The organism is Bacillus sp. LL01, from assembly GCF_001037965.1.
On sequence record NZ_LFEL01000002.1, the window covers coordinates 32,538 to 45,674 of the forward strand.

Annotated in this window: 15 protein-coding genes; 2 read left to right on the plus strand and 13 right to left on the minus strand. The window is 41.8% G+C overall.

Annotated elements, in window-relative coordinates; genetic code table 11:
- Positions 1–36 precede the first annotated feature (36 nt).
- The 3 genes from AB685_RS06650 to AB685_RS06660 form a co-directional block, all read right to left on the minus strand.
- On the minus strand, positions 37–690 hold the full coding sequence (locus AB685_RS06650; protein WP_047969819.1) for a PspA/IM30 family protein: 654 nt from the start codon (positions 688–690) through the stop codon (positions 37–39).
- Positions 691–714: 24 nt separating this feature from the next.
- Positions 715–1,062 carry a hypothetical protein gene (locus tag AB685_RS06655; RefSeq protein WP_047969820.1) on the minus strand — a complete coding sequence of 116 codons (348 nt, stop codon included), beginning with the start codon at positions 1,060–1,062 and terminating at the stop codon, positions 715–717.
- A gap of 168 nt (positions 1,063–1,230) precedes the next feature.
- Positions 1,231–2,268: an exosporium glycoprotein BclB-related protein gene (locus tag AB685_RS06660; protein WP_053073743.1), complete on the minus strand. Its 1,038-nt coding sequence runs from the start codon at positions 2,266–2,268 to the stop codon at positions 1,231–1,233.
- Between the two features lie 243 nt (positions 2,269–2,511).
- Between AB685_RS06660 and AB685_RS06665 the strand changes: the two genes are divergently transcribed.
- Entirely contained in the window at positions 2,512–3,486 is a 975-nt protein-coding gene (locus AB685_RS06665; RefSeq protein WP_047969821.1) for a S8 family peptidase, read from the plus strand.
- A 64-nt stretch (positions 3,487–3,550) separates the two neighbouring features.
- Here the strand turns inward: AB685_RS06665 and AB685_RS06670 are convergent, their stop codons facing one another.
- Both AB685_RS06670 and AB685_RS32045 read right to left on the minus strand, forming a co-directional pair.
- A complete protein-coding gene (locus AB685_RS06670; protein ID WP_047969822.1) occupies positions 3,551–4,087 on the minus strand; it encodes a hypothetical protein in 537 nt (178 codons plus the stop codon).
- Positions 4,088–4,151: 64 nt separating this feature from the next.
- Positions 4,152–4,382, minus strand: a complete 231-nt coding sequence (locus AB685_RS32045; RefSeq protein WP_047969823.1) for a hypothetical protein — start codon at positions 4,380–4,382, stop codon at positions 4,152–4,154.
- A 232-nt stretch (positions 4,383–4,614) separates the two neighbouring features.
- Here AB685_RS32045 and AB685_RS06680 point away from each other — a divergent pair, with 232 nt between their 5' ends.
- Positions 4,615–6,009 carry a YjiH family protein gene (locus AB685_RS06680; RefSeq protein WP_082153540.1) on the plus strand — a complete coding sequence of 465 codons (1,395 nt, stop codon included), beginning with the start codon at positions 4,615–4,617 and terminating at the stop codon, positions 6,007–6,009.
- Positions 6,010–6,119: 110 nt separating this feature from the next.
- On the opposite strand, the gene AB685_RS06685 is transcribed toward AB685_RS06680, so the two are convergent.
- The 8 genes from AB685_RS06685 to AB685_RS06720 form a co-directional block, all read right to left on the minus strand.
- Positions 6,120–7,565: a DEAD/DEAH box helicase gene (locus AB685_RS06685; RefSeq protein ID WP_128755831.1), complete on the minus strand. Its 1,446-nt coding sequence runs from the start codon at positions 7,563–7,565 to the stop codon at positions 6,120–6,122.
- The gene (locus AB685_RS06690; protein ID WP_047970339.1) at positions 7,555–8,637 is read right to left on the minus strand and encodes a metallophosphoesterase; all 1,083 of its coding nucleotides are present in this window, start codon (positions 8,635–8,637) and stop codon (positions 7,555–7,557) included. Before AB685_RS06690 ends, AB685_RS06685 begins: the two co-directional genes overlap by 11 nt.
- 219 nt (positions 8,638–8,856) lie before the next feature.
- Positions 8,857–9,156, minus strand: coding sequence for a DUF3817 domain-containing protein (locus AB685_RS06695; protein WP_047969825.1), 300 nt, complete (start codon positions 9,154–9,156; stop codon positions 8,857–8,859).
- Between the two features lie 145 nt (positions 9,157–9,301).
- Positions 9,302–9,439 carry a sporulation histidine kinase inhibitor Sda gene (gene sda, locus AB685_RS06700; protein ID WP_047969826.1) on the minus strand — a complete coding sequence of 46 codons (138 nt, stop codon included), beginning with the start codon at positions 9,437–9,439 and terminating at the stop codon, positions 9,302–9,304.
- An 813-nt stretch (positions 9,440–10,252) separates the two neighbouring features.
- Positions 10,253–11,287: an alpha/beta fold hydrolase gene (locus tag AB685_RS06705; protein ID WP_047969827.1), complete on the minus strand. Its 1,035-nt coding sequence runs from the start codon at positions 11,285–11,287 to the stop codon at positions 10,253–10,255.
- Entirely contained in the window at positions 11,277–11,741 is a 465-nt protein-coding gene (locus tag AB685_RS06710; RefSeq protein WP_047969828.1) for a hypothetical protein, read from the minus strand. The genes AB685_RS06705 and AB685_RS06710 overlap by 11 nt, the downstream gene beginning before the upstream one ends.
- A 39-nt stretch (positions 11,742–11,780) precedes the next feature.
- A complete protein-coding gene (locus AB685_RS06715; protein WP_047969829.1) occupies positions 11,781–12,557 on the minus strand; it encodes an SDR family oxidoreductase in 777 nt (258 codons plus the stop codon).
- Positions 12,558–12,770: 213 nt separating this feature from the next.
- Positions 12,771–12,968, minus strand: coding sequence for a cold-shock protein (locus AB685_RS06720; protein WP_047969830.1), 198 nt, complete (start codon positions 12,966–12,968; stop codon positions 12,771–12,773).
- Positions 12,969–13,137: the final 169 nt, after the last annotated feature.

Sequence of the window (13,137 nt, forward strand, 5' to 3'; positions counted from 1 at the left end):
AGGCGTATCATGCACGCCTTTTTAGAATAGCAGTTTTCACTGGGAAAGAGAATGAGTTTTCTCTTCAGATTGGTTAAATTCTTTTTCAAGCACTGCAATGCGCGCATCGATCGTATTGCGATGATATTCGGCATTGACCTGGTGTTCTAAGCGATCTAAGTAACTTTCCATTTCATTGAATTTCGTGTAGGAGTGCTCCCCTTTGTTGGAATCCACTACCTGGTTCATGCGGTGAGTGGCACGGGCAACATTTTCCCTTCCCATCAATTCCATCCGCTTAATATACATATCCTTCAGACGGTGTTTCATTTCCTCGTATTTTAGTTCCAGACTTGATTGATCCTGGGAAACCTTCTCTAAAGAAAGCTTCAGATTGTGTGCTCGTTCTTCATATTGTTGGTGCTCGCGGTTCGCAAACTCCAACAGTTCCACCTCTCCCGCTTTCTCAGCGATAGCAACTTGGGATTTACGTTTGTCAGCTAAACTGCTTGCCTGGTGGTATTCCCTAACAAACTCTTCTTTCAGCAAGTTCTGTCTTTCCACAAGTGTGCGGACCTTCTCCACTTCCCGCTCACAATCACGCAAATACTGATTCAGCATGGCAATCGGATTTTTCTGTTCCTTTTTATCCAACACCTCATGAAAGTCTGCAGATATCGTCTGTTTGATTCTTGAAAATAAGTTAGCCATTTTAAAATCCCTCTCCTTTAAAGGTTATTTGTTTAAAGAATTCCATTGTCTTTCGAAGTTGGTGAATGGATCGCCTGCCTCGATAATGTCATTGCTTTCTTTCGCCTTGTTCCAGTTTTTATAGACGACATATAAGATGTACGCCGCAACTACTGCTAGTACAGCAGGAACATTGGCAATGGAAAATGCGATGGCAATGAAAGCGATGAATCCCCACAATATCTTTGTACCAGTTGAGTCGGTGCGCATAAACTCCTTCACTGCATAATAGGTGACTACCAAGCTGACCGCCAAGCCTAACAGTGGACCAATATTCGCCAGCAACACAAAGAATGCAATGACACCTACTAAAAACAAACCAAATTTTTTCATTTGTTATTCCTCCCTTCTATGTCTTTATCTTACCTTCGCTTGGGGTTTCGTATAATGAGCCTGAGCCATATTTTGTAATAGGACTTGGGGCTTATTGAGGATAAGACCGTACATAGTTACTTAAACAAACAAAAAGCATAGTCAGAAATCAACTATGCTTAGAAGCTATTAATTAATTGCAATACTGGCACTTGCAAACCCAGTAACAACAGAAGCCAAGGCTGTGTCTGACTCTGTGTAAAAAACCATTAAAAGCCGCGTACCTGGTGGGAAGGTTTCCGATAGGCCGGTATTTGATCCAGTTAAGACCTCTCCTATAGTAATTACACCATCTAATTCCGGCTCTAATGTAACGGTAATGGTCGTTTCCGAAAATAGAGTATCCCCTGGGGGTGCACTGAAAATCGATGCAATTACTGAAACTGGAGTTGCTAGAGAAACTTCTGCAGTGACGGTGAAGTACGCACTAATATCTGTGACAGTTGTTTCTCTAGGTAGAGGGAATGCAAAGTTAAGGATAGGTCCGCCACCTGATACATTAATTGTGTCATCATCAATGTTAACACCCTCGAATGAGCTTCCGAACCCGATTGCGGCACCTGTACTTATTAAGTCGCCCAAAAGTGTTGTCAGTACCACTGGTGTACCGGATGAGTAGGGAATTATAGCGCTCTGTCCATCAGCTCCGGCTGGTCCCTCTGGTCCGGCTGGTCCGGCTGGCCCCTCTGGTCCGATTGCTCCTTCTGGTCCGGCTGGTCCCTCTGGTCCGACTGCTCCTTCTGGTCCGGCTGGTCCCTCTGGTCCAACTGCTCCTTCTGGTCCGGCTGGCCCCTCTGGTCCGACTGCTCCTTCTGGTCCGGCTGGTCCAACTGCTCCTTCTGGTCCAGCTGGTCCGGCTGGCCCCTCTGGTCCGACTGCTCCTTCTGGTCCGGCTGGCCCAGTAGGTCCCTGTATGCCAGCTGGTCCTTCTGGTCCAGCTGGTCCAGCTACACCCTGCGCTCCTGCCGGCCCAGCTGGACCAGACACACCTTGTGGACCTGCTGGACCTGCTTCTCCTTGAGGACCTTGTGGACCAGCAACAGGAACTACTCCTCCTCCATCAGTTCCACCACCGTCATTCGTACTTGTACTGGAACTGGTACAAGTCACATTTATTGTCCCTGGTACATTGCATCTAGAACTGCTTCTTTCTGAATACAAACCCAAATCCATACCTCCTATTTCTTATTTTTCTCAAATCACTGTATCATTGTACTCATCCACACGCATTTGGTAGCTTATTCAATAAATTTCCAAAAATGTATTTTATGTATTACTTTAAGTTTAGGAGGTTAAGCACTTGTGAAATAGTAGATTTATTGATAGAATCTTCAGAAAGTAACCTGCTACACGCAACACCTTCTTTCTTTTTCACACTGTTTGAAAATAATGATTAGGAGGCGTTTTTGTATGCAAAGAGAAAAATTAGTGCATTTAATCCCTTACAAACTGGAAAATCAGCTATTTGAAACTCATCAGATTCCTGAAGGTATTGAACTCATTCAGGCGCCAGCCCTCTGGCAGGATGGATACAAAGGGGAAGATATAGTGGTGGCCGTAATTGACACCGGCTGCGATGTCCAGCATCCTGACCTTGAAGGACGGGTTATCGGGGGAAGAAATTTCACGGACGATGATAATGGTGATGCAGAAAACTTTACAGATTATAATGGCCATGGTACTCACGTAGCAGGCACTATTGCAGCGATAAATCCTGGCTCAGGTGTAATTGGCGTAGCACCGGAAGCAAAGCTCCTTATTCTAAAAGCGCTTGGAGGCAAGAACGGGTCAGGAGCCTATGAATGGATAATCAACGCAATCAATTATGCCACAACACAAAATGTGGATGTCATCTCTATGTCACTAGGTGGTCCTATCGACGTACCGGAGCTTCACGAAGCAATCAAATCAGCAATTCAATATAACATTCTTGTCGTATGCGCTGCCGGTAATGAGGGAGACGGAAATCAACATACCGAAGAGTTCTCCTATCCTGCCGCCTATACGGAAGTAATCTCTGTCGGATCTATCAATCTTCAACGCAAATCCTCTTATTTCACTAACTCGAATAACGAAATAGATCTTGTAGCACCTGGTGAAAAAATCATTTCCACCATACCTGGAGGAAGATATGCCGTTTTCAGTGGTACATCCATGTCAGCTCCCCATGTCGCCGGAGCGCTCGCCTTAATAAAGAAACTTTCCGAAAAAGAATTTGGCCGTACACTTTCAGAGCCTGAACTTTATGCCCAGCTCATCAAGAGAACCATTCCTCTGGGCTATCCAAAGAGTCTGGAAGGAAATGGGCTTGTCTTTTTGACGGCACCACAACTGCTGGCGGACTATCTGAGGCAGACAAATATAGCCGAATCCATTGGAGTATAAAAGTAAGTAGAATTCCACGAGCGCAAACATCCCCCATCCGGATCAATATACGCCGGATGGGGGATTATTTTACCCATTCAATCGTTAGCCCTATTGCCAATATGATGGTACCAAGGACTTGAATCCAGCTGCCGATCCCGATAAGAAGCTCATTGCTGAGATCGGATTGAAATTCCTCCTTAAGCTCACGTACTCCTCCAATTGCCTGTAAGGAATTACCTATCGCCTGAAGAATATTTCCAATAACTATATATGATTTGTTTGCACTTCCCAGAGCAGTTAAAGCCCCCAATGCTTGAATGAGGTCACCACTTATTACCAATCGCTCCCCCGCATCCCCTGGAAAATCAAATACCAGACCTGTACTGACTGTCAGATTACCTGTTGCTTGTATGACATTCCCGAGTTTCCCAAAAGTCAGAACGCTTTGCGCATCCGCTTCTAACCCATTTCCAGTAGCTTGAAGTACATTACCAACCAACCCCAGGTCTCTTTTGCCACTTTCACCGATTTGCACGGATGGCGTACTCCCAATGGCAGCAACCACCGTACCTATCGCCTGTGTCCATGCACCTATCAATTGTTTGTTGACTTTACCCATCCACATTTCCGCCTATCTATGAAATCACCTTATCACCACATATGGCCGTATCATTTCATAATCCTCATGCTCCAGCATATGACAATGCCAAACATAAAGTCCGGAATAGGGCATAAATGTTCAATCTTGTAATGCCGATTACATGATCGTGGTACCAGAGTCTGCAGGCATTCATGTTGTCATATTGATAGATTGGCTTTACAAACTTCTCTCCCACCTGTTGAAATCCGATGGCAAAGGTAATATGAAATGGCTGTTTCCTAAACTTTGTTGCTTCTACGCATTTATCATTCAACCGTTATAATCCTTGCTGTCGTGCTCTTTTCCTGGCTATCTTAATAGGCTTCCTGCAAATTTTTAAGTAGATAAAGCAGTAAAAAGTCCAATTGCCGACTTTTACAAGCGAATAGCAACAATCTTTGAGAAAAGAGCCTATGAAATAGAGGGTTGTATAAAAATACACATAATGTTATTTTTATTAATATTATATTCTATCATTTACTTTTATTTTAAAGGGGACAAGACGTATGAGTACACAATCGGCTAAAACAACATCCTACACTAAACAAACAGTCACAAAATCATACTCGCCAGCACAAATACTGAAATTTGCCATCCCTTCTCTAATCGGAATCCTTCTTTTCCTGATACCGCTATCCTTCAATGGCAATGTAACCATAGGACTTGGCTTCATGGCGGATTGGGTACTTACTAATTTTGGCGGGGCAATCCCAACCTTCATGACATTCGTTCTAGTAGCCTCTGCGTTAAGTAGTCTACTAGTAAAAGTCATCCCGATACCTTTCATTAAAAAAGATAGTTTTCTGGATTCATTATTAAATGTTGAAGGTTTATGGCTTGCACTGCGGATTTCAGGTGCGACTTTCGCTGTTATGACGTTGACTGAATTCGGTCCTGAGGTTATTACTTCTGAATTCACAGGAGTCATTGTGCTCTACGACCTTATTCCGGTTCTAACCGTCTGGTTTCTCTTTGCCAGTCTGTTCATGCCGCTTCTGTTGGAGTTTGGTTTGATGGACTTTATTGGTACGCTGGTCAGAAAAGTGATGCACCCCCTCTTCAAACTGCCGGGGCGTTCATCCATTGATGCAATGGCTTCATGGATGGGAAGCGGGACGGTTGGGGTACTGTTGACGACACAACAATATGAATCTGGTTATTATACGAAAAGAGAGGCAGCCGTTGTTGCCACTAACTTCTCAATTGCATCAATTGCCTTCAGTCTTGTCATAGCCAAGTTCATCGGCATTGATCATATGTTTGTACCTTTTTACTTTACAGTAGTCGTCACTGGAATCATTGCGGCGGTCATCTGTCCGAGAATACCACCGCTTTCCCGTAAAAAGGACACCTATTATGAGGCAGTTGGTAAACAAATTGATGAAAAAGTTCCAAACGGTGTGTCGAGTTTCAAATGGGGACTTCAGCAAGCTGTAGAAAAAGCTGGAAAGGTAAAAAGTGCAAAGCAGGTTGTCCAAAAAGGAATCTATAATGTAGTAGATATTTGGATGGCACTCATTCCACTCGTAATGGCCCTTGGAACAATTGCCTTGGTTGTGGCGGAATACACGGAAGTATTCAACATTTTATCTTATCCGTTCATTCCTTTCCTGCAACTCTTGCAAATTCCGGAAGCCCAGGCTGCTGCACCTGCGATGATTGTAGGATTCGCGGATATGTTCTTGCCGGCGGTTATCGGGAGTGGAATAGAATCGGAGCTTACTAGATTTGTTATTGCTGTCATGTCACTGACTCAGTTGATATACATGTCAGAGATCGGTATTCTCTTAATAAAATCCAAAATTCCACTATCCATTTGGGAACTGTTCATCATCTTCCTGCAACGAACCATCATCACATTGCCCGTTGCAGCACTTATAGCGCATTTGTTCTTTTTTTAAGGAACTATTAAACTCCGCTGTTTCGCATTCATTTAACTTTATTAGAGATACAAAAAGCTCGCCATTTCCCATAATTGGAATTGGCGAGCTTTTTTGCTTACAAGTATATTTTAGTTCCTTGCCTCATGCACTTTCAACTGTTTTCCTTTTACGCTGCGATTTCTCATCTCTTTTAAAACAAGAGGGCCCTTTCCATTCAGAATATCGACATAAGTCTGATTGTCCTGGATGGTAATGATGCCGATATCTTCAGATGAAACTCCATCAATCTGGCAGATGGTACCCACGAAGTCCACCGCCCTGATTTTCTTTTTCTTTCCGCCATTAAAGTAGAGCTTCAAGATATCCCGCTCCAATTTGGCGTTTTTATCTTCTTTTTTGCTAGGTCTGTATTCCATTTTCTCCTGAAAAGCACTCGCAGCCTTTGCAACTGTTTCACGGCTTGGCGCTTCAGATTTTGAAACTTTAAAGCCGATATAAGATTCAACCTCTTCTAGGTAGTGACTTTCCCCTGCAGTCATAAGGGTGATGGCCTTTCCGGATTTCCCTGCTCTTGCCGTTCTGCCAGTTCGATGTACATAGCGTTCCTTATCGGAAGGGATATCATAATTAATGACCAGACTTATATCCTCAATATCAATTCCTCTTGACGCCACATCTGTAGCAATCAGATAACGGAACTCGCCACGTTTGAAAGCATTCATTACAGAAAATCTGTCTTCCTGAACTAAACCTCCATGCAACTTTCCACAAGGATATCCTGCTCGATGCAATCTACGATAAAGCCTGTCCACTTCATCTTGCGTAGCGCAGAAAACAATACAACTGTCCGGGTTTTCCACTATGGTGATATCCTTCAACAGTGCGAATTTGTCATCTTGCTTCACTTCATACCATACATGCTCTATCCTATCTGTCGTTATACCACCATCTATTATTTCTATTAATGCCGGGCCTTTCATGTATTGTTGGGAAAGATGTGCAATGTCTTCAGGCAATGTAGCAGAAAACAACATAGTTACCCTGTTATCCGGAAGCTTTTGGATGATTGCCTCCACTTGATCGATAAAGCCCATATTTAACATTTCGTCGGCTTCATCAATGACAAGATACTCCAGTTTATCAACCTCAAAAGTACCTTTTTCCAAGTGGTCTAGTACCCGGCCTGGTGTACCGACAACTATATGTGATTTTTGCTTCAATTCAAGCTTTTGTCTTTGAAAGGGTTGTTTTCCATAAATGGCGGTCGCTTTGATCCGTTTGAAGCGGCCGATATTCGTTATATCCTCCTTCACCTGGGCAGCAAGCTCCCTTGTTGGGGTCAGCACCAGGGCTTGTGGCTTGTTTTCCTCCCAATGGACATGCTCACAGAGTGGCACAGCAAAAGAAGCCGTTTTCCCGCTTCCTGTTTGTGATTTTACAATGATATCCCGTTTCTCCAATGCAAGTGGAATCACTTCTTCTTGAACATTTGTTGGTTTTATATATTTAAGGCTTGTCAGGGCCTTGATGATGTCTGCGCTAAGATTAAATTTCTGGAAAGTTCTATTCATTATTTGTGTACCCTTCTTTTTCTTCAAATTCTACTACAATCTCCAATACTTCCGACCTGCTACCTATTCGCAGGGGTGGCCCCCAAAAACCGAAGCCCGATGAGACAAATGCATGCAGCTGACCTTTCTTCAGATAACCCCAATCCAATTCGAACAGTTTTCTGGTGATAAGATGATTTGGTGCCATCTGTCCTCTATGAGTATGACCGGATACGATGAGATCGATACCGTTTTCCTGCGCTTCCTTCAGTTCCGCAGGCTGGTGATCCATTGCAATCAAAGGCAATGAAGAATCGAGTTTCATATTGGACACCAGTTGTTTGAATGACTGTCTCCTTGAATCCGTTTTATCTTTTCTACCAAGCAGATAAAAACTATCCCCTACCTGAATTACTTCGTCCATCAAAATACGGATATTAACCTTTTCCATCTCTTTCAGAAATGCCGGTATTTCTCTACCGTAATATTCATGATTCCCTAGGACCCCATAAATACCGAGTGGAGCATGGAGTTGTTTCATAACAGTCCCCATATTTTTTTTGATAAAATGTTCGGGCTCGTCATCGATAATATCACCTGGAAGCAGAATGATATCAGGCTTGATACGTTCCAACGTCTTCACAAGCCTTTTAGCATGTGCTACACCTGATAGTTTACCGAAATGCATATCAGAGGCTACAGCAATGTGGAGTTTTTTAAATTGATTTTTTTTAGGTATGTTAATTTCATATTTTCTGATCACCGGACTATAGGCATTATAAAGACCACAGGCGAAAATAACAGCAAGCAGAACAGCAGTAAATGTGCCAACCAGGGGAATGGTTGTTTGACTTGGAACTCCCGAAAAGCTAAGTACCCAAATTGCAAAATTGGCCAAAGGGAATAAAAGCAGACCGTATTGAATGACCCCGAACCATACCGATCCGATTGCAGATAACCAGTTCAACGGTTTTACCATTCTACCAAGAATGTAGGAATAGGAAAAAATAGCGATAGCTAACCAATAGAGCCATTCATGTTGAAATGAAAACATAACCTTTAGCCAAACCAGCACATTCCAACCAAGATAAAGCATTAAAATATTATATAATGAGAAAAATGCAACGATCGAAAGTACCCGACCAACCTTCACGAAAGCAACTACTCCTTCAGTATGTTTACTAGATTCTATTCATTATAACGAATGATGAGAGGTTATGCGAAAATTAATCTTTTATATTCTGAAATACATATCCCTCTACGAAGGGAAACGTTAAATCTTACACACAAAAAAACTGACCCCAATCTACCGGAGTCAGTTCACAAGAGATGATTTCTTCAAATAGTTATCAAAAACAATATTCCCGAATGGAATGAAAGCTACAGCCACAGCACCAGCAGCCCACTTTAGGGACCATCTTATTTTAAATGTGATATATGCAATGAAAAGAATATAGGTGATAAACAAAAAGCCGTGTAATGCTCCAACCACACTTACTGCTTGAGGAATATCAAGTCCATATTTAAGAGGCATTGCTATAAAAAGAAGAACGAGCAAAGAACCGCCTTCTATCAATCCCATGATTCTAAACCTGCCCATAGTAGTGTTTGTCATTATCTATCAGCCTTCCCTTAAAAAAATGATTATTTCTATTATAAAACACTTCTTCCATGGCACTTCCTATTACACATGACAATCCTGTGAAACTTCTTTTTTAGTTTTTTCTTTTTACATAAAGAAATGCCACTATCTGCGCTTTTTATATATGAGCAAACGGTATTTCAATATTTCTCCTCTTAATTTCATCTAATATCAACTTGAGAAAGTCCCCGTTCAAATCATTTATCTTAGCTACTTCATATACTTCCAGCAAAGATTCATTGCTTAACGAATCCATTCTATTCCCTCCCATATAACGGATATTTCAAATAGGTGAAGTTGGCATATTATTAAATTTTCCATTATTGCATCTGTACCTGAAATCCTGTGCATGTGAAAATTTTATTATAGACAGCCTCATCTTTTTAAAAATCTCCATCTATTTCTTTCATGTGAAGTGAAAGGATTCGATTATTGAACTATTCTGTTAATGACTCTCTCTACCTAACATTCTAACTAACACCATAGGGCTTTGTCCAATTTTCTCTGGACTTTTGAGCTTAATATTATTGCTAAGTTGCTGGTTTGCAATTTAGAGGTTTTCTTCTCGTTTTTTTTCGCGATTGATATTCAGAAACAAGTGGGATTTTCCGATATTTTTATCTCCTGATGTACAAATGGCTTCTCTTGTTTTTAGGGCAAAAAAATAGAAAAGCTATTAAGCTCCCCTATTGCAGTGTGAAGACAAAGTTATTTTATCTTTAGGAATATACGATTACCTTGTTGATCGCAGTGGAAGGCGCGTAGACTTCTGCGGGAGGAAGGGACAAGGAAGACCCCGCAGGGCGAATGCCCGAGGAGGCTTCCGGACCGCCCGCGAAAAGCGAAGCGCCTGGAACGAAGATCAACAGCTAAATGCAAATTTAAAAGTATTTAGAGGTTTGTCAACATTCTGAAATAGAAAAGCTATTAAGCTCCTCTATTGTTCTTCTTTTAAATAGGACAAAAACTGCTTAAAGACGGTTGCACCTATCCCCATGTATTCCACATACGGATCGATTTCCCATATCTTATTTTGACATAAAGCATTCATTATTGAATTCCTCCCTTTTTATGAATCTATCGGATCAGAGCGCTCCGCCAACCAATTCTGGAGATAGACTGGCAGCTTGCCGTTATGCACAGAAGTACCAGTATGGCCACCCTGAAGAATATGGGTTTGTTTATCCACACTTGATACCTTTTCCATTATCGGCAGGATGTGATCAAGGGGCACGAGACGATCTCCTTCTGTTCCAACCACCAATAGATTCGCTTTAATGTTGGATAGCTTTGCCTTCTGGCCATTAACTTCAAAAAGGCCTTTTATGACCTTGTTTTCTTTGGTCAGATCCTCTGTAATCTGCTTAGCGGCCCCACTTGTTAAGGGAATATGCCCCTTTGTCCACGTATTGAACCGATGCCATTTTTCTACATATGCTTTATCGTGGCCATTTAATAGGAGAGAGAGGTATGGGGTTAAATAAACAGGGGAAGTGACCATTCGTATACCTGCTTCTACATGTGAAGCAGGTATGATTCCAAGCTCCTCCACATATCTGAAACTATCCACTTCCTCTCTTCTCAAAGCATTGACCCACTTATCAAAGTATGCAGGTGTAGCGAAGTCTATCGGCGTAACAAACAGGACAAGGTTTTTTATTGGTTCTTTTGCAATGGAGGCATAGATGGCTGCAAGCGTTCCACCCAAACAGTAGCCCATTATGCTCATCTGGTCTGCACCAGAGTGCTTGATCGCTTCCTTCACACCAGACTGGATGTATTTTGTAATATAATCATTGAGTGTCATGTCCCTGTCCTCAAGCCCGGGTTTCCCATAGTCAATCAGATAGACGTCATAACCCTCATGGACAAGGGCTTCAATTGTACTGCCACCCTTTTGCAAATCTAATATGAAGGGTTGATTAATCAAGGAGTAAATAATAAAAATGGGGATGTTATATTTCTTCTCAGGTGATTTGTAATACCAGAGGGTCGCTTTGTTCTTTTTCCAAATGTGTTTCCTTGGCGTTACTCCATCCTTAAATGGCGTTTCATTGTAATGCATCATCTGTTTCTTCCAGGTTTCCAATTGATTATCCACCATCCTGCCCACCAGCTTTTAAGCGGACAACCTTTGCATCATACCCCGGTAATTTTGATAAAATGGCTTGACTTTGCACCATATCTTCCATTAATACTTTTACCATTTTCTTTTTTTGGTTCATGTCCTGTTTTCCTGTTTGGTCCTCCTGGAGATTTCCATCATGCAACTGTGCTTCTAATCGATCTATTTTCTCTTCTATCTGAATGAGCATTTTTGCTATGTTGGCTACATCATTTTTTGTAGGAAAGTTATATTTCAAAGATAAAACTTCCACCTGGTCTCTAACCATCCGCAATTTATCTGCTTGGATCTCACTTTCCAAACCGACGACACGAAAAACTGACTCTCGGTTAAGCACATCCTTTAACGCCTGATTCAGCTGGTTTTCCACTTGTATCGCTTTGACTTTAATTCGTTTGTTCCTTTCTTTTTTATTTCCGCCTGTATTAAACATGGCTGGTTCACCCTTTCACTCATTTTCAAATACATAACTTTAAATTAAGGACGTCATTCCTCCATCTACCACTAAAATGTGACCGACACAGTAATCCGATGCCCGAGAAGATAAAAATACTGCAGCACCCTTCAGGTCGTGTTCCCCACCAAACCGTTTTGCGGGAATCTGGTCTTTTAGATTAGGAGCAGAATGTTCTATAATGCTTTTGGTGATTTTAGTCGGAAACATGCCCGGAGCAATTGCATTCACTTGGATGTTATGGGGAGCAAGCTTAACTGCTAGGTCTTTGGTAAATGTAATAACCCCACCTTTGCTCGTATTATAAGCAATGGTATCCATCAGGGAGGGATCTGTTCCTCCTAAACCTGTAACAGAAGCAATGTTTACAATCTTACCGTTACCTTGTTTCACCATCACCCTAGCCGCCTTTTGGCTGAATAAAAATAATCCTCGCAGATTCACATTCATCACTTTATCCCACTTATCAGCAGGTAAATCTAACGTTGGCGCCATCCAAGAAGTACCGCTATTGTTCACCAGGATGTCCAGTTTCCCAAAATGGTCTACCGTTTCGTCTATGACATGTTGAATCTCTTCTTCTTTTGTAACATCACATGCATAAGCCAGCGATTTAACGCCCTTTTGTTTCAATGCCTCACTCACTTTTTGGCAAGATGCTAGATCACGAGAGCACACAACAACGTTCGCCCCCGCCTCGGCAAGAGCATTCGCCATCTGAGCTCCAAGCCCCTTGCCTCCACCTGTCACGATTGCCGTCTTATTTTTAAGATCGAACAAGTCTTTTACTTCCATAATGTTTCCCCCTCTTTTGTTTGGTAGTTTCGGATAAAAATCTAGTAACAATTAGTAGATTCCATATAGTATAGTAGGGAACCACTTAAGAGGTGTGTAAAATGATGAATTGGTGGAGGTGGAAAAAAAGATTTCGGGAGATTTTGGAGATGAAAGCAAAAAATGTACGCAAAAAAGGCCCTCCGGATGGAGAGCCTTTTCCTGACGTCAAAATTACTTTTGAACGTTAGTTGCTTGAGGTCCACGAGCGCCTTGCTCGATTTCGAAAGTTACTGTTTGACCTTCTTCTAAAGATTTGAAACCGTCGCCTTGAATAGCGGAGAAATGAACGAATACATCGTCTTGTCCGTCTACTTCGATGAAACCGAAACCTTTTTCAGCGTTGAACCATTTTACTTTACCTTCTAACATTATGTTTCCTCCTACAGTGGATAAATCCACAATTGTATTACCATTCTTGCTCTGCATAATCTTTCAAGACGAAAAACATTGAAGTAAATTCCTTCTATCAGCCTTACCGAACAAAAACAATTAACTTAATCATAGAGGTTATGTAACGAAAAATCAAGTTTTTTTTGGT

Bases quoted from the DNA above. Each gene is read 5' to 3' on its own strand.
- AB685_RS06670 (WP_047969822.1), bottom strand. From the start codon at position 4,087: ATGGGTAAAGTCAACAAACAATTGATAGGTGCATGGACACAGGCGATA.
- AB685_RS06665 (WP_047969821.1), top strand. From the start codon at position 2,512: ATGCAAAGAGAAAAATTAGTGCATTTAATCCCTTACAAACTGGAAAAT.
- AB685_RS06695 (WP_047969825.1), bottom strand. From the start codon at position 9,156: ATGACAAACACTACTATGGGCAGGTTTAGAATCATGGGATTGATAGAA.
- sda (WP_047969826.1), bottom strand. From the start codon at position 9,439: ATGGATTCGTTAAGCAATGAATCTTTGCTGGAAGTATATGAAGTAGCT.
- AB685_RS06715 (WP_047969829.1), bottom strand. From the start codon at position 12,557: ATGGAAGTAAAAGACTTGTTCGATCTTAAAAATAAGACGGCAATCGTG.
- AB685_RS06680 (WP_082153540.1), top strand. From the start codon at position 4,615: ATGAGTACACAATCGGCTAAAACAACATCCTACACTAAACAAACAGTC.
- AB685_RS06655 (WP_047969820.1), bottom strand. From the start codon at position 1,062: ATGAAAAAATTTGGTTTGTTTTTAGTAGGTGTCATTGCATTCTTTGTG.
- AB685_RS06690 (WP_047970339.1), bottom strand. From the start codon at position 8,637: ATGCTTTATCTTGGTTGGAATGTGCTGGTTTGGCTAAAGGTTATGTTT.
- AB685_RS06720 (WP_047969830.1), bottom strand. From the start codon at position 12,968: ATGTTAGAAGGTAAAGTAAAATGGTTCAACGCTGAAAAAGGTTTCGGT.
- AB685_RS06705 (WP_047969827.1), bottom strand. From the start codon at position 11,287: ATGGTGGATAATCAATTGGAAACCTGGAAGAAACAGATGATGCATTAC.
- AB685_RS06710 (WP_047969828.1), bottom strand. From the start codon at position 11,741: ATGTTTAATACAGGCGGAAATAAAAAAGAAAGGAACAAACGAATTAAA.
- AB685_RS06650 (WP_047969819.1), bottom strand. From the start codon at position 690: ATGGCTAACTTATTTTCAAGAATCAAACAGACGATATCTGCAGACTTT.